Source organism: Sphingorhabdus sp. EL138, from assembly GCF_945890115.1.
Classification (GTDB): Bacteria; Pseudomonadota; Alphaproteobacteria; order Sphingomonadales; family Sphingomonadaceae; genus Sphingorhabdus_B.
This window is the reverse complement of the sequence record NZ_CAMDCK010000001.1, coordinates 103,288-128,596: the sequence shown is the minus strand read 5'-3', so window position 1 is coordinate 128,596 and position 25,309 is coordinate 103,288. Positions and strand designations below refer to the sequence as shown.

At 56.7% G+C, this 25,309-nt stretch carries 30 protein-coding genes and 1 tRNA gene; 11 read left to right on the top strand and 20 right to left on the bottom strand.

Translation table 11 applies throughout. The features are described from left to right. Nucleotides 1–4 precede the first annotated feature (4 nt). Both Q0O07_RS00720 and Q0O07_RS00715 read right to left on the bottom strand, forming a co-directional pair. Nucleotides 5–523: a hypothetical protein gene (locus Q0O07_RS00720; protein ID WP_295489182.1), complete on the bottom strand. Its 519-nt coding sequence runs from the start codon at nucleotides 521–523 to the stop codon at nucleotides 5–7. A 340-nt stretch (nucleotides 524–863) separates the two neighbouring features. Further along, on the bottom strand, nucleotides 864–2,732 hold the full coding sequence (locus tag Q0O07_RS00715) for a hypothetical protein (protein ID WP_295489181.1): 1,869 nt from the start codon (nucleotides 2,730–2,732) through the stop codon (nucleotides 864–866). Between the two features lie 54 nt (nucleotides 2,733–2,786). Between Q0O07_RS00715 and Q0O07_RS00710 the strand changes: the two genes are divergently transcribed. Beyond that, nucleotides 2,787–3,200, top strand: a complete 414-nt coding sequence (locus tag Q0O07_RS00710) for a hypothetical protein (protein WP_295489179.1) — start codon at nucleotides 2,787–2,789, stop codon at nucleotides 3,198–3,200. Nucleotides 3,201–3,308: 108 nt separating this feature from the next. Here the strand turns inward: Q0O07_RS00710 and Q0O07_RS00705 are convergent, their stop codons facing one another. From Q0O07_RS00705 to flgC, 7 genes are all read right to left on the bottom strand, one after another. Then, nucleotides 3,309–4,136 carry a flagellin gene (locus tag Q0O07_RS00705; RefSeq protein ID WP_295489177.1) on the bottom strand — a complete coding sequence of 276 codons (828 nt, stop codon included), beginning with the start codon at nucleotides 4,134–4,136 and terminating at the stop codon, nucleotides 3,309–3,311. 188 nt (nucleotides 4,137–4,324) lie between these two features. Further along, nucleotides 4,325–4,636, bottom strand: a complete 312-nt coding sequence (locus tag Q0O07_RS00700) for a hypothetical protein (RefSeq protein ID WP_295489175.1) — start codon at nucleotides 4,634–4,636, stop codon at nucleotides 4,325–4,327. A gap of 9 nt (nucleotides 4,637–4,645) precedes the next feature. Continuing rightward, on the bottom strand, nucleotides 4,646–5,719 hold the full coding sequence (gene flhB / locus Q0O07_RS00695) for a flagellar biosynthesis protein FlhB (RefSeq protein WP_295489174.1): 1,074 nt from the start codon (nucleotides 5,717–5,719) through the stop codon (nucleotides 4,646–4,648). Beyond that, nucleotides 5,712–6,488: a flagellar biosynthetic protein FliR gene (gene fliR, locus Q0O07_RS00690; RefSeq protein ID WP_295489173.1), complete on the bottom strand. Its 777-nt coding sequence runs from the start codon at nucleotides 6,486–6,488 to the stop codon at nucleotides 5,712–5,714. Before fliR ends, flhB begins: the two co-directional genes overlap by 8 nt. Then, entirely contained in the window at nucleotides 6,481–6,744 is a 264-nt protein-coding gene (locus Q0O07_RS00685; RefSeq protein ID WP_295489172.1) for a flagellar biosynthetic protein FliQ, read from the bottom strand. Before Q0O07_RS00685 ends, fliR begins: the two co-directional genes overlap by 8 nt. 2 nt (nucleotides 6,745–6,746) lie before the next feature. Continuing rightward, nucleotides 6,747–7,061, bottom strand: coding sequence for a flagellar hook-basal body complex protein FliE (gene fliE / locus Q0O07_RS00680; protein WP_295489171.1), 315 nt, complete (start codon nucleotides 7,059–7,061; stop codon nucleotides 6,747–6,749). A 17-nt stretch (nucleotides 7,062–7,078) separates the two neighbouring features. Beyond that, nucleotides 7,079–7,483: a flagellar basal body rod protein FlgC gene (gene flgC, locus Q0O07_RS00675; protein ID WP_295489169.1), complete on the bottom strand. Its 405-nt coding sequence runs from the start codon at nucleotides 7,481–7,483 to the stop codon at nucleotides 7,079–7,081. 111 nt (nucleotides 7,484–7,594) lie between these two features. Here flgC and Q0O07_RS00670 point away from each other — a divergent pair, with 111 nt between their 5' ends. Genes Q0O07_RS00670 through fliP form a run of 3 tightly spaced genes read left to right on the top strand, consistent with a single transcriptional unit; the run spans nucleotide 7,595 to nucleotide 8,914 of the window. Further along, nucleotides 7,595–7,828 (top strand): FliM/FliN family flagellar motor switch protein, encoded by a 234-nt coding sequence (locus Q0O07_RS00670; protein WP_295489167.1) that lies wholly within the window; start codon nucleotides 7,595–7,597, stop codon nucleotides 7,826–7,828. 13 nt (nucleotides 7,829–7,841) lie between these two features. Beyond that, complete coding sequence (locus Q0O07_RS00665; protein ID WP_295489165.1) at nucleotides 7,842–8,123, top strand: hypothetical protein; 282 nt, start codon at nucleotides 7,842–7,844, stop codon at nucleotides 8,121–8,123. After that, nucleotides 8,120–8,914, top strand: coding sequence for a flagellar type III secretion system pore protein FliP (fliP, locus tag Q0O07_RS00660; protein ID WP_295489164.1), 795 nt, complete (start codon nucleotides 8,120–8,122; stop codon nucleotides 8,912–8,914). Before Q0O07_RS00665 ends, fliP begins: the two co-directional genes overlap by 4 nt. Nucleotides 8,915–9,005: 91 nt before the next feature. On the opposite strand, the gene Q0O07_RS00655 is transcribed toward fliP, so the two are convergent. Then, nucleotides 9,006–10,151: a fatty acid desaturase gene (locus Q0O07_RS00655; protein WP_295489163.1), complete on the bottom strand. Its 1,146-nt coding sequence runs from the start codon at nucleotides 10,149–10,151 to the stop codon at nucleotides 9,006–9,008. Between the two features lie 211 nt (nucleotides 10,152–10,362). Between Q0O07_RS00655 and Q0O07_RS00650 the strand changes: the two genes are divergently transcribed. Both Q0O07_RS00650 and Q0O07_RS00645 read left to right on the top strand, forming a co-directional pair. Further along, a complete protein-coding gene (locus Q0O07_RS00650; RefSeq protein WP_295489161.1) occupies nucleotides 10,363–10,560 on the top strand; it encodes a beta-galactosidase in 198 nt (65 codons plus the stop codon). Continuing rightward, complete coding sequence (locus tag Q0O07_RS00645; protein ID WP_295489159.1) at nucleotides 10,530–10,781, top strand: Beta-galactosidase C-terminal domain; 252 nt, start codon at nucleotides 10,530–10,532, stop codon at nucleotides 10,779–10,781. Before Q0O07_RS00650 ends, Q0O07_RS00645 begins: the two co-directional genes overlap by 31 nt. Here Q0O07_RS00645 and Q0O07_RS00640 read toward each other — a convergent pair. The 8 genes from Q0O07_RS00640 to Q0O07_RS00605 form a co-directional block, all read right to left on the bottom strand. Continuing rightward, nucleotides 10,778–12,340, bottom strand: coding sequence for a peptide chain release factor 3 (locus Q0O07_RS00640; protein ID WP_295489158.1), 1,563 nt, complete (start codon nucleotides 12,338–12,340; stop codon nucleotides 10,778–10,780). The two genes, Q0O07_RS00645 and Q0O07_RS00640, sit on opposite strands and share 4 nt — an antisense overlap. Before the next feature lie 75 nt (nucleotides 12,341–12,415). Next, nucleotides 12,416–14,815, bottom strand: coding sequence for a phenylalanine--tRNA ligase subunit beta (pheT, locus tag Q0O07_RS00635; protein ID WP_295489157.1), 2,400 nt, complete (start codon nucleotides 14,813–14,815; stop codon nucleotides 12,416–12,418). Further along, entirely contained in the window at nucleotides 14,812–15,894 is a 1,083-nt protein-coding gene (gene pheS / locus Q0O07_RS00630; RefSeq protein WP_295489302.1) for a phenylalanine--tRNA ligase subunit alpha, read from the bottom strand. Before pheS ends, pheT begins: the two co-directional genes overlap by 4 nt. A 135-nt stretch (nucleotides 15,895–16,029) precedes the next feature. After that, nucleotides 16,030–16,395 (bottom strand): 50S ribosomal protein L20, encoded by a 366-nt coding sequence (gene rplT, locus Q0O07_RS00625; RefSeq protein ID WP_295489156.1) that lies wholly within the window; start codon nucleotides 16,393–16,395, stop codon nucleotides 16,030–16,032. 99 nt (nucleotides 16,396–16,494) lie between these two features. Continuing rightward, nucleotides 16,495–16,695 carry a 50S ribosomal protein L35 gene (gene rpmI / locus Q0O07_RS00620; RefSeq protein ID WP_125231188.1) on the bottom strand — a complete coding sequence of 67 codons (201 nt, stop codon included), beginning with the start codon at nucleotides 16,693–16,695 and terminating at the stop codon, nucleotides 16,495–16,497. A 107-nt stretch (nucleotides 16,696–16,802) separates the two neighbouring features. Then, nucleotides 16,803–17,690, bottom strand: coding sequence for an AraC family transcriptional regulator (locus tag Q0O07_RS00615; protein ID WP_295489154.1), 888 nt, complete (start codon nucleotides 17,688–17,690; stop codon nucleotides 16,803–16,805). Next, on the bottom strand, nucleotides 17,678–18,457 hold the full coding sequence (gene hisN, locus Q0O07_RS00610) for a histidinol-phosphatase (RefSeq protein WP_295489153.1): 780 nt from the start codon (nucleotides 18,455–18,457) through the stop codon (nucleotides 17,678–17,680). Before hisN ends, Q0O07_RS00615 begins: the two co-directional genes overlap by 13 nt. Next, complete coding sequence (locus tag Q0O07_RS00605; RefSeq protein WP_295489152.1) at nucleotides 18,457–19,392, bottom strand: ribose-phosphate pyrophosphokinase; 936 nt, start codon at nucleotides 19,390–19,392, stop codon at nucleotides 18,457–18,459. Before Q0O07_RS00605 ends, hisN begins: the two co-directional genes overlap by 1 nt. Nucleotides 19,393–19,489: 97 nt before the next feature. Between Q0O07_RS00605 and Q0O07_RS00600 the strand changes: the two genes are divergently transcribed. From Q0O07_RS00600 to Q0O07_RS00585, 4 genes are read left to right on the top strand one after another with little or no spacing between them, the layout of a single operon-like run. Beyond that, the gene (locus Q0O07_RS00600; protein ID WP_295489151.1) at nucleotides 19,490–21,148 is read left to right on the top strand and encodes an NAD+ synthase; all 1,659 of its coding nucleotides are present in this window, start codon (nucleotides 19,490–19,492) and stop codon (nucleotides 21,146–21,148) included. A gap of 59 nt (nucleotides 21,149–21,207) precedes the next feature. Beyond that, nucleotides 21,208–21,615 (top strand): hypothetical protein, encoded by a 408-nt coding sequence (locus Q0O07_RS00595; RefSeq protein ID WP_295489150.1) that lies wholly within the window; start codon nucleotides 21,208–21,210, stop codon nucleotides 21,613–21,615. 23 nt (nucleotides 21,616–21,638) lie between these two features. Next, entirely contained in the window at nucleotides 21,639–22,583 is a 945-nt protein-coding gene (gene ribD, locus Q0O07_RS00590; protein ID WP_295489149.1) for a bifunctional diaminohydroxyphosphoribosylaminopyrimidine deaminase/5-amino-6-(5-phosphoribosylamino)uracil reductase RibD, read from the top strand. 18 nt (nucleotides 22,584–22,601) lie between these two features. Continuing rightward, complete coding sequence (locus tag Q0O07_RS00585; protein ID WP_295489147.1) at nucleotides 22,602–23,210, top strand: riboflavin synthase; 609 nt, start codon at nucleotides 22,602–22,604, stop codon at nucleotides 23,208–23,210. On the opposite strand, the gene Q0O07_RS00580 is transcribed toward Q0O07_RS00585, so the two are convergent. After that, the gene (locus Q0O07_RS00580; protein WP_295489300.1) at nucleotides 23,207–23,938 is read right to left on the bottom strand and encodes a DUF1134 domain-containing protein; all 732 of its coding nucleotides are present in this window, start codon (nucleotides 23,936–23,938) and stop codon (nucleotides 23,207–23,209) included. The two genes, Q0O07_RS00585 and Q0O07_RS00580, sit on opposite strands and share 4 nt — an antisense overlap. A gap of 245 nt (nucleotides 23,939–24,183) precedes the next feature. Here Q0O07_RS00580 and Q0O07_RS00575 point away from each other — a divergent pair. Continuing rightward, nucleotides 24,184–24,275: transfer RNA gene (locus Q0O07_RS00575), tRNA-Ser, on the top strand. Nucleotides 24,276–24,359: 84 nt separating this feature from the next. On the opposite strand, the gene yghU is transcribed toward Q0O07_RS00575, so the two are convergent. Continuing rightward, nucleotides 24,360–25,238, bottom strand: coding sequence for a glutathione-dependent disulfide-bond oxidoreductase (yghU, locus tag Q0O07_RS00570; RefSeq protein WP_295489146.1), 879 nt, complete (start codon nucleotides 25,236–25,238; stop codon nucleotides 24,360–24,362). Between the last annotated feature and the right edge of the window lie 71 nt (nucleotides 25,239–25,309).

The following is a 25,309-nucleotide window of genomic DNA, read 5'->3' as shown; positions in this document are numbered from 1 at the left end:
TTAATCAGGCATTGATGTCCAACAGAACCGGATCACGACGTGCAGTTGAGGCACCGGACAATGAATTATACCCATTGAAACCTGTCGGAGATTCATTGCGTAGTTTCTGAATGAAAACTGCGATTGGATCGAGCGGATCCTTGGTATCGGGCCTCGCGCCGGGATAGGGCACTTCCGCACGCTTTTCGGGGCGCCCCGTTTGGTTCACGGCCTCGGAAGCTATGGCTGGCGGTGGCGGTGGCGGTGGCGGTGGCGGTGGCGGAGGCACTTCGTCGGTTTCTTCAGGAACAGCTACGCCCGTCCCAAAATAGGCGCGCAGCACAGCGGCTTGCTTGTCGTTTAGGACCCCGCTTGAAATCTGCTCGTCGATAAGAGATTCAATGCGCATCTTCAAATCGACTGGGCCCAACTTGTCCCCAAGATTTTCCGACGAGGAAATAGCGCCGTTAATGGAGGCCAGGGCGATGTTCAATGAAGTTTGACCGGTGCGCGCTACATTACCCCGTTGAGAGGCAAATGCCACGTCTGAGCCTATTGAGGGCTTGAAGGCAGCAGGCGAGAAGTTATACGAATTGACTTGCAGTGCCACAAAACCCTCCTCTAGCTAATTGCGCGCCCATTGACCGACCTATAAACGATAAAAACCTAACGCGATTCGGATCGAATAATAATCACCAATTTAAACATTTTTTTTATTTTTACCATAATAATCGACGCATGGCCGTGCGGAGGTAATCGGGCCCCCGAAACGGTGCCCGATGCGGCGGCAAGACGCACTCGGAGAGTGTGTGGAAACGCCAACTATGCGCATTGTGGGTCATTATGGATTGATCGCCTTTTAATGGCAATTAATCTTCATTTGCTCATGCGCGTGGTGGCGCGCGCCCCGATTTGGCTGGACGGGCTTTGGGCGGCGGAGCAAGGCTCAGGAGGTCACCGAAGGCACCCGCCGGGCTCACGGACGGAAGCTTCTTGATCGCATCTGCGATCGCAGCGGGATCAATGCCATCAGCCGGTGCCGTCAGCAGATCAAAGGCTGCTCCGTCCGGCTGGCCAGCGAATGCGCCACCGTAGCGACGGCGCAGGTCAGCTATCTGGGGCGTTTTGCTTTGCATGGACAGCGCCAAAGCCTGCCTGAAAATCAAGGTCCGCGCGACGGGGGACGTCGCACCGGTGCGCCTAAGAAGCAGGGCCTGTGCGGCTTCAAGATCAACCCATTGCTGATCATGCCAAAGGATTTCAGCGGTGATTGCCAAGCCATCGGGAACTTCGTCCAGCGCGGCGAGTGCCTCAGGCCTTCGGCCTAGCAAGGTCAGGGCAACTGCGGCAACCTTCTTTCGCGTGTTCGCGATATCGTCCGGATAGCGCGGACCTTCGCTGTCCGTAATCAGCCGAAGGGCCTGGTCATACCGGCCCGCACGGACACTCAAAATTGCCGCTTTAATCGAGATGGGCCCTTTTGCGATATCCTGCGCCCGGTTTTCGAGTTGATACTGGAGCAATTGGGCGGCGCGTTCATAAAGTCCAGCGGCCTCAAGCCGCTGCGCGATCTTCAAAGTTATGGCATCGCCCTCCGCGCCATCTGGGCCAAGGTCACGATACTCCCAGTAAAGACCAATCGATTGATCCATGCTCAGTCCATTGGCGGGATCCAGCACCGACAGCAGGATTTTCCGGTATTCGGGAAGGATCTCGCGGCTGCGCGATTCTTCGGGGAAGTTGCGTAGCAAGGTTGCCCCTAAGCCAAGAGAATTCTTGCGATCGTTGCTGGAGCTGGCGACGCGGAACCCAAAGGCCAACGCATCCAACTCCACCTGATGGTCGCGCCAACCATATCGCAAATTATCAAGGGCCTTGATGATTTCGGCGGGCCGTTGGGACTTGTTGAGCGTGGCCCTTTGCAACTTGATGAAGCTTGCCTCGGCGCGTGCTTGCTCGTCCCCAGTCGATTGCGCCGCTTTGAGCGCCTTTTCGGCCTCGTTCGATCTGCCGCTCGCAAAGAGCAGCTTGGCCTCCAATATCTTAGCTTCGGGGTCGACGGTCTTGATCTTGCCGATCCATGCTAAGCCAAGAGGGTAACGGCCAATATTGTATGCGTGGCGGGCCATGGCAATAAAAAACGGCAGCTGCGATTTGGGGGAAAGTCGGTCGATGGCCGGCAAGGCACAATTATACTCTGGGGTCCTGTCCGGACTCTCAGGGATCGCGGCAGATGCACGAATGCGCCACAGGCAGCCTTGCGGCGAGCGCAAGAGCGCCGGATCGCCTAACGCGACAAGGCCGTCGGCGTCGCGGCGCATCAGCACAAGTGCCTGAGCGCGCGCCAAGGTGTAGTTAGGGTTCATCGCGGCGTCTGGCCGCTTGCGGACAAGCAGATCGAGCATGCCGGTTGCTTCTTGGCCTTGCTCTGCGTGCAGCAGGGCGATTGCGGCCTGCCAATATGCCTTGGGGCGATCAAGTTCTTCCGAGGCTACAATATTCTTCCATGCTTGGGCTGGCGGCAGGATGGTCCAGGCGAAGATATCCGGTGTCGCGATAGCTGCCGGGATAACAATGGCGACGTTCGCATCTTCCGATTTGGGAATGTTGGCCGAACCCATCGCAACAGAGCCGAGGAGGAGAGGCGCGAGGCGCGCGGCGCGCCACACGCGCGCGATAGCTAAGGCAAAGCGATCGCGCCCAAGCAGAAGGGAGGCGACTTTGGTGGGGGTCGGGCGAAGGAGTGGCTGCATCCTTCCTATTATAGGAAAGTGAGATGCCACTAAGGGTATTTGAGGAGCAAAACTGTGCGCCGATATGTTTTAACCTCCACGCGGGTGTCCGGCCTGATCATAGGCGCGCTTCTATGCGCAGCCAGCCCGGCCAGAGCGGCAGGGGGGGGCGGGAAGACGGGCGAGGGAGCCTATCTCACGATCAATCCGATCTCCGTGCCCATCATCGAGGGCGGGCGGATTACTGGCCAGTTCCGGGTTGTGCTGAAACTTGTGCCGCAAACGCCTGAGGATGGGTCGGTTCTGTCCGCCCATCAGCCCGCTATCCAGTCGATACTGCTGAGCGCAGCCAATGAATATGCGCGCCTGAACGTTTCGACCTTTCGTCCGGTCAATGTCAAAACGCTCCGGAAATTGCTGCTCGATGCGGTGCGCAAGCCGGGACATAAGGTGAAAGACGTGCTGGTGATCGACGCCTTAGCGTTCTGATCTATTGCGGGGGAGCGCCCTGCGCTGCCTGCACCCCTGCCACGCATAAAAAAAGGCCGGAGGAGGAACAAGTCCGCCCCCGGCCTTAACTATATGTCTCAGTTCAACTTAACGGAACAGCGACGAGATTGCCTGCGGCGACTGGTTCGCAATCGACAAGGCCTGAACACCCAGCTGCTGCTTGAGCTGCAGGGCTTGCAAGTTTGCCGATTCCGCGGCCAAGTCAGCATCGACAAGAGTGCCGATACCGCTCTTGATTGCATCAGCGAGCTTCGCGGTGAAGGTCAACTGCGAATCCACCTGACGTGCGGCCGAACCAAGCGTGTTGAGCTTTCCAGCCATCGCGGCCTTGGCTGTTTCGAGCAAACCCAACTGGGTTGTCGCGTTGGCACCAGTCGAGATGTCGCCCGTCAGGGCGGTGCCCAACATGGTTTCGATATCCATGTTAGCGACGACCAAAGTCGACGATCCCTGGATCGACTGCAGAGCGCTCAGCGAATTGCCGGTAGCTGCAGGTCCTTTAAGCAAATTAGAACCGTTGAAGTCCGACGAATCAATAACAGTCTCAATCTGGCTCTGGAGTGCCACGAAGTCGAGATTGAGGGCTGTGCGGCTGGCGGTGTCAAGGCCCGCATCGCTGGCTTCAAGTGCCTTCGCCTGCATCTGGTTCATCAGGTCCGAAATCTGCGTGGCACCATTTAGAGTGACATCGAGCACGCTCTTCGCACGATTGAGCGACGAGGTGACCGACTTCATTCCGCTGAGGTCTGAACGCAGGTTCTGGGCGATGACGAATGCAGAGCTGTCATCCTTGGCTGAGCTCACCTTAAGACCGGTGTTAATCCGCTGTTGAGTGGAGTTAAGTTCGTTCTGGGTGTTGTTCAGGTTCTGGAGGGCAGCAAGCGCGCTGGAGTTCGTGTTAACAGAAAAAGCCATAGTAAATTCCTTTCTAGGAGTGTCCTCACATTCTTGTGAGGTGGTTACATCGGGCAACCAACCGAAAGCCCGGAAATGGGCTCTAAGAAGCTCATAGGAAAAGAATTCAGCGGAACGGTTCGAATGCTAATATATTTTTTTCGGCTGCTCATTTTTTCGGTGTCGCAGCTAATATATTATTCAGCCGGTCATTTTCCTACCCCTGAGTTAGCTGACCGGCAGGCAATCGCGATGACCCCGGGCGCCAGAACTTCGACCATGGCCTCCGCCACGGATTGCCGCTCAATATTTCCATCGCGGCAGAGCCACTCAATACCGCAGCCGGCAAATTGCCAAACGCCCGGTTCTGTCGCTGCGGTGAACAGAGAAAATCCAGCGGCGTGGCCTATCCGGACCGCCTTGATGTTGTTGCGGTCCGTGGTGACCCCCTCGGGCGCGGCAATGACCATGCGCAGGCCCGCGGCAGGGACTTCGAAATCATCGGGGGGGATAATGCTCATGTGCGCTCCTTAAGAGGTCAGGCTGGGTGTGCGGCGTAGGCGCATCACAAAACTGATGATCTCGGCGACGGCGGTATAATGTTCGACCGGGATCGGATGATCAATCTCCACGCCGGCGTATAGTGCGCGAGCGAGCGGCGGGCTTTCGACAATCGGGACTCCCGCCTCGGTCGCGATTTCCCTGATCTTCAGTGCGACAAGGTCGACTCCCTTGGCAACCACGACCGGCGCTCCGTTGACGCCGTGTTCATAGTTAAGCGCGATCGCATAGTGTGTCGGGTTGGTGATGATCACACTAGCGCTGGGCACGGCCGCCATCATGCGCCGCCGCGCGCGTGCATAAGCGATGGCGCGTTGCCGCGATTTAATCAGCGGGTTGCCCTCGGAATCCTTCATCTCATCTTTGACCTCTTGGAGCGTCATCATCATGCGCTTCATGTAGGAACGGTTCTGAAAGAACAGATCGGCCGCAGCGACGATGACAACCGCTACGACAATTGGTTGAAGCACGTTTAATACCAGCAGGACCAACTGCTGTGACAAAAAGAGAGGGCCTGCGCCCACCAAGCCAGCCATCGCGACCCGGTTGGGCCAGACAATTGCGGTCGCGAGGCCGATAATCAAACCCGCCTTGAGCAGTGATTTGGCGAACTCGAAAAGTCCTTGGGGCCCGAAGATCCGTTTGAGGCCGGCGACAGGCGATAGTTTCTCCCACTTTATGGCGAGCCGCGTCCATGTCAGTACCGGTTTTCCCTGCAACACGAAGATCGAGGCTGCACTCGCCATCAATACGGCGAGCATGGGGGTGATGGCCAAAACAGTATCTTGCATGAGACCAGCAAGGGTGGATTGAGCGCCCTCATCTGCAAAGCGTATCCGGTCCGCCCCGCCCCATACAACGATGAATATCTTCGAGAGGGACTTGGCCGCCGCGGCTCCCAACGTCCCCAGCAGCAACAGCATCGCTGCAAACATCACAGCGTGCCGAACGTCCTGCGCCACAGGAACATCGCCGCGTTTTCGGGCATCCTCTAGGCGCTTTTCGGTAGGCTCCTGGGTCTTTTCCTGATCGGTTTCAGCCACCGGGCATTGCCCAGCCGGCGTTCAGCCAATCACCATAGCTGACGGCAAAAGTATTCAGGATAGCGCCGACGATGGCCGCAAAAAAGGCGACGCCAAGCAACAGGTTGAGCGGCGCGAGTATCATGAACAACTGCAACGCAGGGGTCACGCGGCTTACCAGCCCAAGCGCGACGTTGAAGATCACGCCAAAGGCAATGAGAGGGGCGGCCAAGCTGAGCGATAGCGTGAAGGCATGTGCCATTGTCATGACGGCCAATTCGGCAAGATCACGCCCCGGCGGCAATTGGCCGATCGGAAAATTTTCGTACGAGCGCAGCATTGCCGCAAACCAAAGATGGTGCACATTAAGCGCCATGCATGTCAGCGTCGCCGCCAGCAAAAGAAAGCGCGAGACGACGGTTGCCTGCCCCCCCATGGAAGCATCTGATACCATCGCCGAGGAAAGGCCGATCTGAAAGCTGATGATCGAGCCGGCCGCACCTATGGCTTGGAACATCATGCGCATGAGCATGCCTAGGCTGAGCCCGACCATCGTTTCGGCAATGATAATTCCGGGCAACGCCTTCGGCCCTGTCACGGCGGGGTTCACATAGGGCGCTACCAGACCAGAGAGACCGGTCGCGATGCCAAGGGCCAGAAAAAGCCGGATCCGAGTTGGAATGGCTTCGTCCGAAAAAGCAGGCAGAAGCATGACGATTGAACCCGTTCGGGCGAAGACCACAAGCAGGAGAATGAAGAAATCAGAATATCTGGAGACGAGATCATCCACTGACAATCGCGCCTGCGATGGACTGCATAAAGTTCGACATGGCTTGGCCGATCATTGGCAGGCAGAACAGGAATGCGATCCCCATGGCGACCAACTTCGGCACGAAGGTCAGCGTCATTTCCTGAACCTGCGTCAAAGCCTGCAGTATGCCAATCAAGACACCCACAACGAGCGACACAATCAGCATGGGCGCCGATATGGTCAAGAATAGGATAAGGCTCGCTTTGGCGAGCTCGGCAACGTCCGCAGCGCCCATGGCTAAATCTGCATCCTGATGATGTCGGAATACGCACTTATGACCCGGTCCCGCACCGCGACCACAGTATCCATCGCCATTTCCGCAGCCGTCATAGCCGTGGTCACGTCGATGAGGTCACCCTTGCCAGAAATCTGACGCGCCGTTGCATTTTCGGCGGCCTTGAGTGAATCTGTTGTGTTGCTGATCACGCCAGTCAGAATGTTGCCGAAGTTGGATGTCTCACTTCCCGGCGTTACTTCATTAGAAGGTGAAAGCGAGGTTGGGCGGACCAGCCGCCCATAGGCATTAATTGCATCAAGTGCACCAATGGACATGGATTATCTCCCGAGTATCATTTGAGTAGATCGATGGTGCGCATCGTCAAATTTTTGGATGCTTGGATAGCGCTGAGGTTGGCCTCATAGGATCGCTGGGCGCTCTGCATATCAACCATCTCCATCGCTGTATTGACGTTGGGCAGGTCAATATAACCGTTGGCATCGGCGGATGGAGCCCCAGGACGCAGAGCACGCTTGAACGCGGACTGGTCCTGCCCGACACTCGAAATGCTGACACCCTGGCCAGCCCCTCCAATATCCGTGGGCTCGAAATTGACGACCTTGCGCCGGTAGGGCTCGGCACCGGGTTTTGCGGCAATCGAGTCCGAGTTGGCGAGGTTCTCCGCAATAACACGCATGCGGAGCGACTGTGCGCGCAATGCCGAAGCGGAGATAGCCATGATATTCTTCAGTTCCATGCGGGACACCTTTCGAAATGAGCCGTGGTGCATCCCTCATAGGAAGATTTTGCCTAGTACGCTCCAGATAGCGGAAAAATAGTCCTATATGAGTGGCATGAGGGAGATGAAATGAAAGCGCTCGACAACGTAAGAATTGAACTATCTGTAGTGATTGGTGCCGCTGAAGCTCCGATTTCTCAGTTACTCAAGATGACCCGCGGCACCATGATCCCACTCGATCGCCGGCAGGAAGATCTTACCCTGGTCTATGCGGGCGATGTGCCCGTTGCCTCGGGCGAGGTGCTTCTCAAAGGCGACAAGATTTCACTCAGGATCAGCGAGATCCTGAACCAAACCACGTAAAGGTAGTCTTCACTTGGATTTCATTAGCCTTGCCCGCACATTCGGTACCCTTGTCCTTGTGCTCTCCCTGCTCATACTGGCGGTATGGGGCATTCGGCGCTTCCGCCTTTTCCAAGGTCGTGGTTTTGGCCGGAGCGATTTCGAGCCTAACGTATCAGTTGTGCTGAGGGTGCCGGTGGATGCCAAGCATACGTTGGTCATGGTGCGCCGCGATTTTTTCGATCACCTCATTCTGATCGGTCCCAATTCCATGCTGCTGGTTGAGCAAAACATCCTTGTAGGTCACAAAGAATGAAGCTTGTCCGTGTCTTTTTGCCGATCGGGCTCGCGTTCGCGCTTGGCAGTCTGCCGGAGTTGGCCCATGCGCAGGCCGTTGAGGCTGCGGCAGGGGCTTTGTCTGGTGCAGCTTCTGATGCGGCGGGAATGGCTGGCGGCTGGGCACCTGGCAAAACTATTCAGCTCGTCCTGCTGCTCACGGTCCTGAGCCTGGCTCCTGGCATTTTGATGACGGTGACGTCATTCACCCGCATAGTCGTGGCGCTATCTTTGCTACGAAACGGTATAGGTGCGCCCGGTGTGCCGCCCAACCCGGTGCTGATCAGCCTCGCAATGTTCCTTTCGTTCTTCGTCATGGCGCCGACCTTTGACGTGGCGTGGCGAGACGCCATCCAGCCTTACAATAGCGGAACGATCACCGAAGAGCAGGCCTTTGAACGCGGAAGCAAGCCATTTCAGCAGTTCATGCTCAAACACGTGCGGCCAGATGACCTGAAACTTTTCGACGATATGCGGCAGGCGAGTTTGCCAGCCGGTTCGAAGGCTGTGCCAAAATCAGCCGCTGAGGTGCCGTTCACGACCCTCGTTCCAGCCTTCATGATTTCAGAATTGCGCCGCGCGTTCGAAATCGGCTTCCTGCTTCTGCTCCCGTTCCTAATCATCGATCTGGCGGTGTCCGCCGTGTTGATGGCGATGGGCATGATGATGCTGCCGCCGCCGACAATATCATTGCCGTTGAAAATCATTTTCTTTGTCTTGGCCGATGGCTGGTCGCTGGTTGCCGGCTCACTCGTCCGAAGTTTCCAGTAGGAAGCAGTTAGCCCAATATGCTCATGCGTCTAGTAAACGAAAGTCGGGCGGGGCGCGTGGACCCTTTCGGGGTCACTATAAATGTTGCTGGTTAAGCGCCGCGCACGAAGGTGCTGCGTGTGAGCCGCGTTATCAATCCGGCCAAACCATCATAATTTGCGCGGTGATAAACGGAATCGGGGGCCAATTGTGCCGTCAGGCGGCGGTGGGCCTCGCCCAAAGCATGATAAGGCACGCTTGGGAGTAAATGGTGAAGCGCATGGTAACGCAGCCCGACGGGCGCCCAAATCGACGCCAGCACGCCCGGAGGCGGCACGTTGACGCTGTCAAGGAACTGCGCAGTGACGCTTAACGGTTCACCGTCATTTTCCCACAAATGGGCCACGAGCGTGCGGACCTGATTCAGCACGGCAACGCTGGAGACGATAGCCAAAAATATCAGAAAGGCATGCATCGGAATAAAACCGCTGAACACGCCGCCCAGCAGAACAATCGACCAAATGCTCGCGGCGGTTTCTTGTATGATCCAGTTGCGATGTGCTTCGCCCTCAGCCGGACGGCGGCGGAAGGCGGGATTGATTGCAAGGCCCGAATATCGTTCCACCACAATCTGGCGAAGCGCGGGAATGAACAGCGAAAGCGGCGCAAGCACGGCGTTGCGGAACAGCAAAGCAAAGGGCGCAAACAGCGAGACGCATATGAACAAGGGTAATGTCCAAGGCTTCATCAACGCCAGCGGCAGATATTCCGGATCCTGATCCGTGCCATAACGCGTGCGCGCATGGTGGAGATTGTGAATGCCTTCATACATGTAGGATGGCACAAGCAAAGGCACGCCAATCACCGCGTTAAAGCCAAAGCGAAAACCAGGCAGGGCGGAATGCTTTACATGGCTGACTTCATGGATGAAGCCGCCGGCGCGATATAGCGCAAGCACGGATATGAGAGCCGCCACGCTTTGCAGCCAAAGATTACCGGACAGGATGGCTACGGCAAGGCCAGCATAGCCCAAAAAGGCCGAAGCCAGAAAGTCAGACCAAAAAATACGTGGATTGGGCGCGCCCAAGTCGCGCGTCAATTCTGCCACAGCGCGCAGCATCGCTTTGTCATCGGGCACGCGCTTGAGCGCGGCCGCGCGCTGCGCAATATCGGTATCCGGCTGGACATCCGTTGCGGGGGTATGCGCGGTCAGATTGCTGTTACGCATAGGCGAATCAATGGGGCCAGTTATTGTCATGCCACCCTAGATACGCACCAGTCATGGCGAGAAAATGGCAGAATGGGCAAATTATGGCGCTGTTGTTCCCCTTACGCCATTCGCGTTCCTGCAAGCACAACGTCTACAGGCTTGTCAGGCGGTCGGCGTCCGCTAAACATGGCCTGTGTTAGGTGTTTGCTAATATCCCGAACATTGGCCGGAAGAATATTGGGCGCGTGACGCCCATCGGATGCGTGCGCTTGGGCTGACCTATGTCCGGATTGGCGAATTTGCTTGGGGGCGGATCGAAAAAAGCGAAGGCGTTTTTGATTGGGCGTGGATGGACCGCGCGATCGAAACCCTCGGCGCTGTGGGCCTCAAGGTTGTTTTGGGCACGCCGACCGCAACGCCGCCCCGTTGGGGCGGAGCTTATATCTCGCGACGTTGACAGACGATGCGTTTGTCAAAAACCTGCTGGTGGATCTGTGCGCTGAGGCTGGGGTCGCGATAACGCCGCTGCCGCCGACCTTGCGCTTGCGCTCTCGGGGCGATCTGACCTTCGCTTTCAATCTCGCTGAAACGCATGCGCATGCCCCTGCGCCAGTTGGCGCAGTATTTGTCATCGGTGGCGCAGAAATCGAACCTTTTGGTGTTGCCGTCTGGCGTTAGCGTTCTTTGGTTGCGCTAAATTTCAGGTCCGGATGCTTTTCCTGCTGATACCCCACATCCCATGACGAGCGTGCCATAAATACAGGGTGACCATCGCGGTCTTTGGCCATATTGCCGCCATTGAACGATACAAATTGCGCCAATGCGCTTTCCGAACCCATCAACCAGCGTGCGGTGTCATACGGCGCAGCTTCCAAGAACGCATCAACCTTATACTCCGCCTCAAGCCGGGAGAGCAGCACGTCCAATTGCAATTGCCCGACAACGCCAATGACCCAATTGGAACCAATTTCAGGGTAGAATACCTGAATCACCCCCTCTTCGCTCAAATCATCGAGCGCCTTGCGCAATTGCTTGGTCTTTGTGGGGTCGCGCAACACGACACGGCGCAAGATTTCCGGCGCAAAGTTGGGCAGACCCGTAAAGCGTACATCATTGCGTTCCGACAATGTATCGCCAACGCGCAGCGTGCCATGGTTCGGAATACCGATGATGTCGCCGGGTTCGGCGCTGTCGGCAATTTCGCGGTCTTGAGCAAAAAACAGGATGGGCGAATGAATCGCAACCGGCTTTCCAAGCCCGGATGGCGTCAGCTTCATGCCGCGCTTGAACGTACCTGAGCATAGGCGCATGAATGCGATACGGTCACGGTGCTGCGGGTCCATATTGGCCTGCACCTTAAAAATAAAGCCGGTGACTTCCTTGTCCGAAGGATCGATATTGCCCTTTGAACTTGGCTGTGGCCTAGGTGAGGGGGCGTAAGCCGCAATGGCGTTAATCAGCTCGATCACGCCAAATTCTTTCAACGCAGACCCGAAATAGACTGGCGTCAGGTCGCCGTTCTGGAAAGCCGTCAGATCAAAGTCCGAATATCCAGCCTGCGCAAGCTCCGCCTCTTCGCGCAGTCGTGCGATACCGGCTGGCGTCAGCACCTGTTCCAGCGTGGCCGCGTCAAGCCCTTTATGATCGCTCGTCTTACCTTCAAATGCCTTACTGTCGCCGGACGGTTGGCTCAGGCGTCCGCTATGGAAATCATACAGGCCTTCAAATTCACCGCCCATGCCGACGGGCCAGTTCATCGGGCAGACATCAAGCGCGAGTGCATCGGCCACTTCGTCGATAGTTTCAAACGCGGCGCGGCCTTCGCGGTCGACCTTGTTGACGAAGGTGATGATCGGCACGCTGCGCAGGCGGCAGACTTCAAACAGCTTGCGCGTCTGTGGCTCAATCCCTTTGGCGGCATCAATGACCATGATGGCCGAATCGACCGCCGTCAGCGTCCGGTAGGTATCCTCGGAAAAATCCTCATGCCCCGGCGTATCGAGCAGATTAAAAACAATGCCATCTTTCTGGAACGTCATCACCGACGAGGTTACCGAAATGCCGCGTTGTTGTTCGATCTTCATCCAGTCCGAACGCGCACGCCGCGCCTGCCCGCGTGCCTTGACCTCACCAGCCAAGTGAATTGCTCCACCTTGCAGCAGCAATTTCTCCGTCAGCGTGGTCTTACCCGCATCAGGGTGGGAAATAATGGCAAAGGTCCGGCGGTTCAGCGTCATGCCGCGCGGCTTAGGGGTGATTGATTAACGCTTCAACCCGTTTGTCAGCAGGTCAGCGGCAATCGCCCCGCCTTTTTATCCGCGCAGCACGGCGCCCAATTTTGTGGCCGCGGTAATGATCTTGTCTGACATGGCTTTCAGCGCGTCATCGCTATAGCTTTTCTCGGTGGGTTGAAGCGTAACTTCAACCGCAAGGCTCACTTGCCCCTCAGGAACGCCTTGTCCGACAAAGCGGTCAAACAGACGGACCGCCACGATATCATCCTTGTCACATCCCTTTATGGCGCGAACCAGATCATTGGCAGGCATGCTCTCTGCGACCAGAAACGCAAAATCGCGCGTTACCGCTTGCAACGCTGGCGGTGTGAATGCTGGTCGCATGAAGCCGCTTGCCTTCTTCAACGGTATGGCATCCAAAAAGATTTCCGCTGCAACGACACTGCCGTCAAGGTCGAACGCCTTCGCAGTCGCCGGATGTACAGTGCCAAAGGCCGCCAATATGGTCTTTGGCCCCATGCGCAACGTGGCCGACTGCCCCGGATGATAATGCGCGCCGGCATCATCCATCACCAACAGACTGTCTGTGGCGACACCCGCGGCCTTGAGCAGGGCGATCGCTTCGGCCTTTGCATCAAAGGCATCAAAGCGCGCGGCCTTGCCTGTTGCCCAGTTTCGTGCGGAACGATCGCCTGCCAGCACGATACCTGTGGTCGCGCGCTCGTCGCTCGCGCCGTCAGCGCCCATAAAGTAGCGCCGCCCAATCTCGAATAATCGAACGGAGGATGCGCCGCGGTCCATGTTGCGCTGTGCGGCAGACAGCAGCCCTGGCAACAAGGAGGGCCGCATGACCTTCATGTCTTCAGATATGGGGTTAGCTAGGCTCCATGCGCCGCCACCAAAGGCGTCCGCCGCCTTTTGCGGCAGAAAGGACCAGTTGATCGCTTCATTCAGCCCGCGTGCCGCCGCAGCGCGCCGGACTTTGCGTTCCAAGGATTGTGCGGGCGTCGCGGTGGGCTTGGCCACGCCGTCTGCGCGCGGCAATGGCACCGACACGACATTATCGAGCCCGATCATGCGCACGATTTCTTCGACAATATCGGCCGGTCCATCGACGTCGCGACGCCATGATGGGACATTTATGCTCCAGTCGGATGTGACGGAAAAGCCGAGTCTTTCAAGAATGCTGCGCTGTTCCTCTGGCGCAACATCAACCCCGCCAAGGCGGCGGCAATAATCGGTGTCATAAGAAAATATACGCGGCGCAACGGGCGCTTGGCCAACGCGGGTGATCGCGCTCGCCGTCCCGCCCGTTAGGTCCAGTAACAACTTGGTGGCAATCGCTAACCCGTTGTCTAAAAACGCCGGATCAACGCCGCGTTCAAAACGCTGACGCGCATCGCTTGTCAGGCCAAGCTTCTGCCCCGTGCGGGCAATATGTTCAGGATCGAAAAAGGCGCATTCAATTAGGATGTCAGTTGTATCTTCCGAAACACCGCTATGTTCGCCGCCCATGATGCCGCCAATGTCATGCACCATCGCGTCGTCGGCGATGACAGTCATGCTGGCATCCAAGGTGTAGGTTTTGCCATTAAGCGCAACCAGCTGCTCACCATCAACCGCCTTGCGGGCGACAAGTGCGCCGTTCAATTTTGCACGGTCATAGACATGCAAAGGACGACCAAGGTCAATTGACAGAAAATTGGTGATGTCGACCAATGCCGAAATTGGCTTTTGGCCAATCGCTTTCAATTTGGCGCGCATCCATTCGGGCGAATCAATATTGCGCACGCGGGAGACGGATTGCGCATAAAATGCGGGACATCCGGCTGCGTCATCCGTGCGGACGTTCGGCGCGGGGTCGCTGCCCTCGAAAGGCGCGGAAAGGTCAATTTTATAGACGTCGCCCAGCGGCTTTAGCGTGCCAAGCCCCGCTGCCGCCAGGTCGCGCGCAATGCCACGCACGCCCATGCAATCCTGACGGTTCGGCGTGATGCTAACATCGATGACTGGGTCATCAAGGCCCGCCCAATCGGCATAGATTTGCCCAACGGGTGCATTGTCTGGAAGCTCGATAATGCCATCATGATCATCGCCAAGTTCAAGCTCTGCGATGGAACACATCATGCCGTTCGATTCGACGCCGCGAATAGCCGCGACCTTCAGCAGCATGCCATTGGCGGGCACGACAGCGCCGGCCGGGCCAAAGACGCCAAGCATACCGGCGCGCGCGTTAGGCGCGCCGCAGACAACTTGAAGCGGATCCCCACCTGCGTCAACGGACAGGACTTGCAACTTGTCAGCCTGTGGGTGGGGCGCGGCGCTGATAACCTTTGCAATGCGGAAGGCGGACAAGGCGTCAGCCGGGTTTTCAATGCCTTCGACTTCCAACCCAATGCGGTTCAGGCAATCGGCGACAGCCTGCATATCCGCGTCGGTGTCCAGATGCTCTTTCAACCAAGATAAGGAAAATTTCATGCGCCTACGCCTCCGCTCAGCGTCGGTACATCGAGCGCATTGAACCCATAATGTTGCAGCCAGCGATTATCGCCGTCGAAGAAGGCGCGCAGATCATCCATGCCATATTTCAGCATCGCCAAACGGTCGACGCCGGTGCCAAACGCAAAGCCCTGCCAGACATCGGGATCAAGGCCGCAGGCCTCAATAACCTTACGGTGGACCATGCCTGAGCCGAGCACTTCCATCCAGCCTTCGGACCCGCCGATAACGCGCTTGCCGTTGATGACGGAATAGCCGACATCAACCTCCACCGATGGTTCGGTGAACGGGAAATAGCTGGGGCGCAGACGCAGGACGACATCCTCGCGTTCGAAATAGGCTTTCAAAAATGTTTCCAGCGTCCATTTCAAATGGCCAAGGTGAATGCCCTTGTCTATGACAAGGCCTTCAATCTGATGAAACATAGGCGTGTGGGTCGCGTCGCTGTCGCTGCGGTATACACGGCCTGGGGCGATGATGCGGATGGGCGGTTCCTGTGACGTCATGGTGCGGATTTGCACGGGCGATGTATGCGTGCGCAGCACCATTTTCTGGCCATCACGGGCCATGTCGTCGGGGAAGTAAAATGTGTCGTGCATCGCGCGGGCCGGATGCGTTTCGGGAATATTGAGCGCGGTGAAATTGTGCCAGTCATCCTCAATTTCCGGCCCCTCGGCAACGGCAAAGCCCATATCGGCAAAAATCTCGGCCAGTTCATCCATGACTTGGCTAACAGGGTGGATGGTCCCGCGCGGGGCGTCTGGCGCAGGCAGCGTCATGTCGACACGCTCAGTGGCGAGGCGGCGGTTTAGCTCTGCCGTTTCGAGATCTGCTTTCTTCGCGGTAAGCGCTGAGGTGATGCTTTCACGCAAGCCGTTGATGATCGGCCCTTGGGTTTGCCGTTCCTCGGGCGACATGCCGCCCATCGTCTTCAGCAAAGCCGACACGCTGCCCTGTTTGCCAAGCGCAGAAACGCGGACAGCCTCCAGCGCTTCTAGCGTGTCCGCTGACTCGATAGCCGCCATCAGCTCGGTTTGGAGGGTTTCAATATCCATAATTCTCGTCATTCCCGCGAAGGCGGGAATCTAACGCCCGCACTTTCCTAAAATTTACTGCCTGAACTGAATAAGCAAAAGGGCGCGAACGGCAAGTGCCGCCCACGCCCTTTTGCGCAATATCGAAGTTTTAGAGGCTTAAGCTGCTTTCGCGAGCGCCGCTTTCGACTGCGCAATGATCGTGCTAAACATCGCGCCTTCGTTCATCGCGAGGTCCGCAAGAACCTTACGGTCCAATTCGACATTAGCAAGCTTCAGGCCGTGCATGAACACGCCATAGGTCATGCCTTCGGCGCGAACTGCGGCGTTGATACGCTGGATCCACAATGCGCGGAAGTTCCGCTTGTTTACCTTACGGTCGCGATATGCATATTGGCCGGCCTTTTCGACGGCCTGACGTGCAACGCGGATCGTATTTTTGCGACGGCCATAATAGCCCTTCGCCTGCTCTAAAATTCTTTTATGTTTGGCTTTGGTGGTCACACCACGTTTGACGCGTGCCATAATCTATATCCTTTAATTTTTTACGTGGTCGCGTGGCTTAACCGAAAAACCGGTTCCCACTTTTTCGCACCACGTTTGGTCTGAAAACGTGCGCGGGTCTTACAGACCGTATGGCGCCCATTTCTTGATTGTCTTGGCATCGGGATCAGAGATCACACTGGTGCCACGGTTTTGCCGGATATACTTGGCATTATGGCTGCTCAAACGGTGCCGCTTTCCAACGACGCCATGTTTGATCTTGCCTGTTGCGGTGATTTTGAAGCGTTTCTTCACACCGCTCTTGGTCTTGAGCTTGGGCATTTTGGTCTCCTTTGTTGAGTCCGTATCAAGCCGACATGGCAGCCCTATTGGCCAGCCTGCTTATTCGGAAGGCGCGCGACTAGCGGGATTCGCAGGCGAATGCAAGTCTATTGCCCCTTCCAAGGCTCCGGAACCTGTAAGGATTGCAGTCGCTGACCGACCTGTTCCGCGCGTACTTGGGTCGACGCGCTGCTGATTGCACGCGGCATGACGAGAAAATGGCCAGGGGACATGCCCATAAATTGATGGAATTCGCGATTAAAATGGGCTTGGTCAAAATATTGTCCGTCCATCGCATCGGACCATGTGAGGTCCGGATGCTGCATTGCATTGGCCAATGTCCGCAAAAAACGTTGGCGACGCAGCATGAATTTGGGCGGGAAACCGAATATCCGGCGCGCGAGCCGCTCAAGCCGTTGTTGGCTCATCCCGGATGCCTCTGCAAGGTCGCGTACATTGCTGATCTCGGGATTGGCTATGGCTTGGTGGATGTTGTCAATGTCCGCTTCTAGCGGGTCGGGGTCGCCTAGAGATTGCAGCATGATGTGATCGAACAATGCCGCAATTTGCTCTGGATCGGTGATTCCGTCTATTTCCCGCCTTAACTGCGCAAGTCGCGCGAACTCAGGGGCCGCATCCACCGCGCTTACTCTGTCGGCCCAGCGATCTGCTGGACATCCAATGATCCGATACCAACCTAAAGGCAATAATCCGAACCCGACAAGCTGTATGTTGCGAAAGCGCACCAATGCGGCCCGGCCCGTTGGCCCCGTAACGCTTTCGGCGGGAATATCGCGGGAATTCAAACGGACGGTGTTGCCTGTTGCCTGCCCGCGCAAGGCAAAGCGCACGGTTGCCCATTCCGGATAGATTACATCCTCCTGCTCGGGCCCGTTGGTACCAGTATCAAGGAAATAATAAGAGGAAAGATAGCGCCGAAGCGGTTTGGCCGGCAAAATGAATTGAACGGAGCCTGCGCCCGCTAATGATGGCATACAAGTGCCTCAAGCACATCGTCAAGGCGCGCCGGATCGCCCACCGCTATGATATGTCCATCCGAACCCCCGTGAAGCGGCTCTCCCGACCAGTCGCTCATCATGCCCCCTGCTCCGGTTATCACGGGAATTAAAGCAGCAAAATCATGCAGTTTCAACCCTGCTTCCACAACGATGTCGATATGGCCGCTGGCAAGCAATGCGTAATTATAACAATCCCCGCCAAACAGCATTTTCTTATGCGCTGTTTGCGCTGCAAGCGCCATAAAATGGTCGCCATCATGCTGGCTGAAATATTGTGGTCCAGATGTCGCCAAGGTCGCGTCGGCAAGCGCCCTACACGAACGGGTTTGCACTGGTGTGCCGTTCAATGTTGTTGGATATCCCGCAGCGCCAACCCAGCGTTCGCCGTTGATGCATTGGTCAATCACACCCAGCACGGGCCAATTGTCCTCCAACAACGCGATGAGCGTCCCGAATATCGGGCGCCCGGCCATGAAGCTGACGGTGCCGTCAATCGGGTCGATAATCCAGCGACGGCCTGATGTGCCAGTTTTCTCACCAAATTCTTCACCAATGATGCCGTCGCGGGGACATTCTGCGTCTAACATTCGGCGTATTGCGCTTTCGGCTGCGCGGTCCGCTTCAGTTACAGGTGAGGCATCTGCCTTTGTTTCCTGTGCGAAGCTTGTCCGGAAAAACGGACGGATTGCCTGTCCTGCGGCGTCCGCCAAGCGATTGGCAAGGAGGATATCGGCAGGTGTCATCAATCGAACAAGGAGCTAACCGAGCTTTCGTCCGCAATCCGCTTGATCGCCTCACCCAACAAGGGCGCGATCGGAAGCTGGCGGATTTTCGCGCTCGCAATGGCTGCATCCGACGCCATAATCGAATCGGTGATGACCAACTTTCGTAACGACGACGCGTTGACCCGATTTACGGCTTCACCAGATAATACGCCATGGGTGATATAGGCAACCACGTCTGACGCGCCAGCCGCTTTCAAGGCGTCGGCGGCGTTGCACAATGTACCGGCGCTGTCAGCAATGTCGTCGATTAGGATGCAGAATCGGTCCTTTACGTCACCGATGATGTTCATAACTTCGGACACACCTGCTTTTTCGCGTCGCTTGTCGACGATGGCAAGCGGCGCGTCGTCGAGGCGTTTGGCGAGCGCGCGGGCGCGGACAACGCCGCCAACATCGGGCGATACGACAGTGATATTTTTGTCGCCATGTCGTTCCAATATGTCTGCGCTCATGACGGGTGCGCCATAGAGATTGTCAGTGGGAATATCAAAAAAGCCCTGAATCTGCCCAGCGTGCAAATCAACGGTCAACACCCGGTCGGCCCCAGCTTCGGTAATGAGATTGGCGACAAGCTTGGCAGAGATGGGCGTGCGTGGGCCGGGTTTCCGGTCCTGACGTGCATAGCCGAAATAGGGCAAAACGGCAGTAATCCGTTTGGCTGACGCCCGCCGCAACGCATCGATCATGATCAGCAGTTCCATCAAATTGTCATTTGCAGGATGGCTGGTGGATTGAATCACAAACATATCCTCGCCGCGCACATTTTCGTGAATTTCGACGAAAATTTCATTGTCGGCGAAACGGCGGACGCTGGCGTTGGTCAGCGGCAATTTCATATAATCGGCAATACCCTGCGCCAGTGGCAGGTTGCTGTTGCCTGTCATCAATTTCATATATGTGTCCCTGCAATCTGTTGTGACGCTCTAGCGGTGCGAGGCAAGCCTGACAATCGGCTTGCTCCGCTAGTTTGTGGACAATAAGGGTGAAGACATGACAAACCAGCTTAATATTGCAATGGCGCAGCTTAATCAGCGCGTGGGCGACCTTGCAGGTAACGCAGCAGCAATGCTGGAATGGCGCGTAAAGGCTGGGCAAGCTGATCTGATCGTATTTCCCGAACAGCAACTGATTGGCTATCCGGCCGAAGATCTGGTGTTAAAGCCCGCATTTGCGGCACGTGCCGCCGAAGAATTGGCCAAGCTCGCGGCTGCAACCTCTGACGGGGGGCCAGCGATGCTGGTTGGCTCGATTTTTGCGGATGATGGCACGCTTTATAACGGCATTGCCTTGCTGGACGGCGGGCGGATTGCCGCCGTGCGCTATAAGCATGAACTGCCCAATTACGGGACCTTTGATGAAAAGCGTATTTTTGCGGCGGGTCCGCTGCCAGAGCCTGTCGAATTTCGCGGTGTGCGTCTGGGTGTGCCCATTTGCGAAGATGGCTGGTTGGCACCTGTCAGCCTGCACTTAAAGCAACGCGGCGCTGAATTGCTGATTTCAACCAATGGCAGCCCTTATGAAATCGATAAGGATGACCGGCGGCTGGAAGAAGTTTTTGCGGCGCGGGTTCGCGAAACCGGATTGCCATTAATGTTCCTGAACCGGGTGGGCGGACAGGATGAGCTGGTCTTTGACGGCTGCTCCTTCGTGCTGAACGCTGATGGCGCTGTTGCGCAGCGCTTGCCCGATTGGGAAGAACATCTGCGCATGACGCATTGGCACCGCAGTGACGGGGGCTGGGTATGTGCAGATGGCCCCAAGGCGCGGTGGGACGAGCATCCCGCCGATATTTATAGCGCTATGGTCGTTGGCCTGCGCGATTATGTCGACACCAATCGCTTTCCGGGCGTGGTGCTTGGCATGTCGGGCGGTATCGACAGTGCATTATGTGCCGCTATCGCAGCGGACGCGCTTGGACCTGATCGCGTCTGGTGTGTCATGTTGCCCAGTCGCTACACCAGCCAATCCAGCCTCGATGACGCAGCCGAATGCGCCGCGATGATCGGGTGCAAGATCGACACTATCCCTATTTCGTCAGCGGTCGAGGCATTCGATGGCATGTTGTCGGACAGTTTTGCCGGCCGCGATGCCGATATTAGTGAGGAAAACATCCAGTCGCGTGTCCGCGGGCTTACGCTGATGGCCTTGTCCAACAAATTTGGGCACATGCTGCTAACGACCGGCAACAAGAGCGAGATGAGCGTTGGTTATGCCACCATCTATGGCGACATGGCGGGCGGGTATAATCCGTTGAAGGACGCGTATAAAATGACTGTCTTTGCCATTTCAGAATGGCGCAACAGCCACAAGCCTCGCATTGGCCTTGGGCGTGACGGGCCATTGATCCCGGAAAACATCATCACCAAGCCACCAAGTGCGGAATTGCGGCCAGACCAGAAAGACAGCGATTCGCTGCCCGATTATCCCATTCTCGATAAGATGCTGCATGCATTGGTGGAGGGGGAGAAGTCGGTGGATGAGGTTGTCGCGCTTGGCTTTGACCGGGACGCGGTCACGCGGATCGAACGCTTGCTCTATCTCGCCGAATATAAGCGGCGGCAGGCACCGCCGGGCGTAAAGCTTGGGACACGCAATTTTGGCCGCGATCGGCGTTATCCGATCACCAATGCCTTCCGCAGCGGTGGATAATCTGCGCGTCTTGTAAGTGGGCACTGGAAATCGCGCCGCGTGCGCCTTATTGGAGTGCCATGGCGTTTTTAAAAGATGTATCGCTCCGCAACGCAGGTCGAGACCTTGTCGGATTTCTGCGCACGTCAGGCAGTCATAGCCCTTGGCTGTTTTTGGCGGCCTGCGTGCCGACGACGATCATCATCTACACATTTTATCTCGATTCCATCGAGAAGGCTACGCCACCGCCGCGCGAAATCATTTATATTGAAAGCTGGCCCGCCACGCGCTCGCTTGAAGAAAGCAAGGCCGCAATTGCCGAGCGCCAGAAGCTGAAAGACGAAATGCGCGCGCGTGAAAAGGAAGCATATAAGGCATTTGGACGGGCCGTCGGGATGGACGTCGACAAGATAGATCGTGAAGCACAACGCGCGCAGGAGGCGACGAAAGCCGCTGCGCCTCCGGCTACTGAAGGGGCAGGGCAATAACGATCGCCAGTGACCTTCGGTTCATGGCGGCGGCGTTGTCGCTCGCTGAACGCGGTGTTGGGCGAACCGGCCAAAATCCGTCTGTAGCTTGTATCATCGTGAAAGACGACCGAGTCATAGGGCGCGGATGGACGCAGCGGGGTGGCCGTCCACATGCAGAGGCAATGGCACTTGCGCAAGCGGGCGAAGCGGCGCGCGGCAGTACCATCTACGTCACGCTGGAACCCTGCGCACATATGTCACAACGCGGCCCAGCTTGCGCCCAATTATTGACCGAAGCAGGGCCCGCGAGGGTTGTCATTGCATTGCAAGACCCCGATCCACGCACGGCTGGTGCAGGCATAGAGGCGCTCAAAGCCGCGGGCATCACGGTCACCACGGACGTCATGGCACCCCAAGCGCGGCAAAGCCTAGCTGGTTTTATAAGCCGAATAGATCACCGCCGCCCTTTTGTAACTTTGAAGATCGCAAGCTCGCTAGATGGTCAAATCGCCATGGCAGATGGCAGCAGCCGGTGGGTCACTGGCGACGTTGCGCGCGCGCATAGCCATGTCGAACGGGCACGCTCCGACGCAATATTGGTGGGGTCAGGGACCGTGCGTGCCGATGCACCGCAATTGAACGTCCGGCTCGCAGGGCTGGGTGCATGCCAACCCCGCAGGATAATGCTGGGTAGCGCCGACGCGCCGCAGGGTTGGGAGGGTATTCGCAGGCCGCAGGACATTGCTGAATTGGGCTGCAACAGTTTGCTGATTGAAGGCGGCGCTGCGACAGCGACAGCTTTCTTGCGTGAAGGTCTCGTCGACAGGCTCATGCTGTATCGCGCGCCGATATTGCTGGGCGCGGGTAAGGCATGTTTGAACGATATCGGGCTAACCCAACTTCAGGATGCCCACGGAATATGGCAGCTTTCGGATGCCCGCAGTCTTGGCAAAGACCGTCTCGAAGTCTACGAAAAAGCGAATTAGGAAAAGGGTGCAGCTTTTATGTTTACAGGTATCATAACGGACGTCGGCAGCATTCGGACATCCGAACAGCGCGGTGACCTGCGCCTCGTCATATCCTGCGCTTATGATATGGATACTGTTGCCATTGGGGCCTCGATTGCCTGTTCGGGTGTATGCCTGACGGTCGTTGATAAAGGTGATGGATGGTTCGCGATCGACGCATCGGCAGAAACCGTTTCGTGCACAGCCGCCGGCATGTGGGAACAAGGCACCCGACTGAACCTCGAACGTGCGTTAAAAGTTGGCGATGAACTGGGCGGGCATATTGTTACCGGACATGTCGATGGTGTTGGCCAAATCGTCGCCAGCGAAACCATTGGGGACAGTTGGAAAGTGACGGTTGCGGCTCCATCCGGCCTTGCGGCTTATATCGCGGCAAAAGGTTCGATCACCGTTGACGGCGTATCGCTGACTGTTAATGACATTGCAGACCAAGCCGATGGTTCAGCGCATTTCATGCTGAATATCATTCCGCACACGGCGCAGATGACGACATTGGATACACTTGCCGTCGGACGGCACGTCAATTTGGAAATTGACGTGCTTGCCCGCTATCTCAAACGGATGGAAGATATCCGCGCGCGTTAAAAGGGTAGCCAGCGCTGCTTTTTGGAAAAGCGCATATAGCCCACATTTGCGCCAAGCCGAAGCCCTGCACCGACCCGGATCGGGATCAATACCACACCACCGCGACGCAGATAGCTGGCGTTGAAACCGCCGACCAGATAGGCGACGCCTTCTGCGGCAGGGAAGCGTTCATAGATGTCTTCTGTATCGTACAGATTATAGACCAAAATGAAGGTGCTTCCTGCATTTGCCCCAGCGTCAGGACCAATGGAGGGGCCTGTCCAATAGACCGGCTTTTCGCCTTCCACGCGGTGGTTCAACGTACCGGACCCATAACGAAGGCCGACTAAAAAAGCGCCGCCGCCTTCACGTCCCACAATATATCCATTGGGGCGACCTTGTTTTTTGAGGATATCCTCAATTAGCAAACCAAGCCCCTGCGCGCCTTTTCCAAAGACGCCCTCAGCGGCGCCAAGGAGGTCGTCCTTTTGATATGTATCGCCTATCGGAACGACTGCTTGCGCCGGTGCAGCGCTGGCTTGGGCGTCCGATCCATCTGCGGGTATTGCGTCGGTCGGCACGCCATCTTGCGTGACTGTCTCGTCTTGCGCCATTGGCGCAGTTTCAGTGCTTGCATCTGGGCCAGCGGGCGGGGTGCCAAGGTCTGCGTCAATCGCGTCGTTCGGATCAACATTACTGATCTGTGCCTGTGCGGGCGAAGCAACAAGCGCGCCTGCCGCCAGCAGCATCGTCAGATAATATATCGGTTTCTTTAATCCCATTTTCGCCAAAAACATCCGGACCCACCTCAAAAGTTATTCTTGCCGCGCTATGGACTATCTGGATGAGCGCATGATGAACAGGCGACACTACACGTCCGATGCGCGTCAAATCGAACCTGCACCGCCAGTTTTTCTTCTTATCCGTCGTCTGTGTCAATAACCATTGCAGCTAAATGCATGGGCCGCTATAGGCCGCCCATGCCAAGCGCACAGGAGACGTGGGTGAGTGGCTGAAACCAACGGTTTGCTAAACCGTCGTACTGATAATTCGGTACCGAGGGTTCGAATCCCTCCGTCTCCGCCAATCTGTGGCCGCGCCAAAGGAAACGCCCGAACTGTTTTCGGACAAGGCCGATAGGTGCGCGCAACCTTCTAAAGATGACAGCTTTCAGCTTGCTGCCGCGACCTTGTCCTGCGTTTTGGTGTCAAAATCGCTTGCGTCATGCCGTTCAGGCAACTGGCTCGCGGGGTCGCCCATGACGCGGTTGACCATGCGGCCTCGTTTGACGGCAGGCCGCTCGGCAATTTGGTCGGTCCAGCGGATGACATTTTTATATTCATGCACTGAAAGGAAGTCCCCAGCGTTGTAAATTAACCCTTTCACCAACGCGCCATACCACGGCCAAATTGCTATATCGGCGATAGTGTAAGCATCGCCCGCCATATATTCCCGCTCTGCCAAATTGCGATCTAGGACGTCCAATTGCCGCTTTACCTCCATGGCAAAACGGTCAATGGCATATTCGAACTTGAACGGCGCATATGCGTAAAAATGGCCAAAACCGCCGCCGAGATAGGGCGCGCTGCCCATTTGCCACATCAGCCAGTTGATGGTCTCAGTCCGCGCCTGATGCTCGGTAGGGAGAAAGGCACCGAATTTCTCTGCCAGATACCAAAGGATCGACCCAGACTCGAAAACGCGCGTCGGCGTGGGCGTGGAATGGTCGAACAAAGCTGGGATTTTGGAATTGGGGTTTGCCTCAACAAAGCCGCTCGAAAACTGGTTGCCCTCACGGATGTTGACCAGCCACGCATCATATTCTGCGCCGCTGTGTCCCAGCGCCAACAACTCCTCAAGCATCACCGTAACCTTCACGCCATTGGGCGTGGCCAGCGAATAGAGCTGCATCGGGTGCTTGCCGACGGGGCGCTCTTTGTCATGGGTCGCACCAGCGACGGGCCGGTTGATATTGGCAAATTGGCCGCCATTTTCGGTGTTCCATTCCCAGACGTCGGCGGGAGTATATTCGGAAAATGTCTGCGTCATGGGGGTTCCTCAAATATTAGGACGTTGGAGCAGTGTATGGCTTTGCCCGCGCTTGGGCGTCAAGGGTGGTT

Coding starts and splice junctions, on each gene's coding strand:
- yghU (WP_295489146.1), bottom strand. CDS start 25,238: ATGACGCAGACATTTTCCGAATATACTCCCGCCGACGTCTGGGAATGG.
- Q0O07_RS00700 (WP_295489175.1), bottom strand. CDS start 4,636: ATGAGCATTATCCCCCCCGATGATTTCGAAGTCCCTGCCGCGGGCCTG.
- Q0O07_RS00715 (WP_295489181.1), bottom strand. CDS start 2,732: ATGCAGCCACTCCTTCGCCCGACCCCCACCAAAGTCGCCTCCCTTCTG.
- rplT (WP_295489156.1), bottom strand. CDS start 16,395: ATGGCACGCGTCAAACGTGGTGTGACCACCAAAGCCAAACATAAAAGA.
- rpmI (WP_125231188.1), bottom strand. CDS start 16,695: ATGCCCAAGCTCAAGACCAAGAGCGGTGTGAAGAAACGCTTCAAAATC.
- fliP (WP_295489164.1), top strand. CDS start 8,120: ATGAAGCTTGTCCGTGTCTTTTTGCCGATCGGGCTCGCGTTCGCGCTT.
- Q0O07_RS00650 (WP_295489161.1), top strand. CDS start 10,363: ATGCGTGCGCTTGGGCTGACCTATGTCCGGATTGGCGAATTTGCTTGG.
- Q0O07_RS00685 (WP_295489172.1), bottom strand. CDS start 6,744: ATGGGCGCTGCGGACGTTGCCGAGCTCGCCAAAGCGAGCCTTATCCTA.
- fliE (WP_295489171.1), bottom strand. CDS start 7,061: ATGTCCATTGGTGCACTTGATGCAATTAATGCCTATGGGCGGCTGGTC.
- Q0O07_RS00600 (WP_295489151.1), top strand. CDS start 19,490: ATGACAAACCAGCTTAATATTGCAATGGCGCAGCTTAATCAGCGCGTG.
- flgC (WP_295489169.1), bottom strand. CDS start 7,483: ATGGAACTGAAGAATATCATGGCTATCTCCGCTTCGGCATTGCGCGCA.
- pheT (WP_295489157.1), bottom strand. CDS start 14,815: ATGAAATTTTCCTTATCTTGGTTGAAAGAGCATCTGGACACCGACGCG.
- Q0O07_RS00595 (WP_295489150.1), top strand. CDS start 21,208: ATGGCGTTTTTAAAAGATGTATCGCTCCGCAACGCAGGTCGAGACCTT.
- Q0O07_RS00585 (WP_295489147.1), top strand. CDS start 22,602: ATGTTTACAGGTATCATAACGGACGTCGGCAGCATTCGGACATCCGAA.
- Q0O07_RS00640 (WP_295489158.1), bottom strand. CDS start 12,340: ATGACGCTGAACCGCCGGACCTTTGCCATTATTTCCCACCCTGATGCG.
- hisN (WP_295489153.1), bottom strand. CDS start 18,457: ATGACACCTGCCGATATCCTCCTTGCCAATCGCTTGGCGGACGCCGCA.
- Q0O07_RS00705 (WP_295489177.1), bottom strand. CDS start 4,136: ATGGCTTTTTCTGTTAACACGAACTCCAGCGCGCTTGCTGCCCTCCAG.
- Q0O07_RS00670 (WP_295489167.1), top strand. CDS start 7,595: ATGAAAGCGCTCGACAACGTAAGAATTGAACTATCTGTAGTGATTGGT.
- ribD (WP_295489149.1), top strand. CDS start 21,639: ATGGCGGCGGCGTTGTCGCTCGCTGAACGCGGTGTTGGGCGAACCGGC.
- Q0O07_RS00615 (WP_295489154.1), bottom strand. CDS start 17,690: ATGCCATCATTAGCGGGCGCAGGCTCCGTTCAATTCATTTTGCCGGCC.
- Q0O07_RS00655 (WP_295489163.1), bottom strand. CDS start 10,151: ATGACAATAACTGGCCCCATTGATTCGCCTATGCGTAACAGCAATCTG.
- Q0O07_RS00605 (WP_295489152.1), bottom strand. CDS start 19,392: ATGAAATTGATGACAGGCAACAGCAACCTGCCACTGGCGCAGGGTATT.
- Q0O07_RS00580 (WP_295489300.1), bottom strand. CDS start 23,938: ATGCTGCTGGCGGCAGGCGCGCTTGTTGCTTCGCCCGCACAGGCACAG.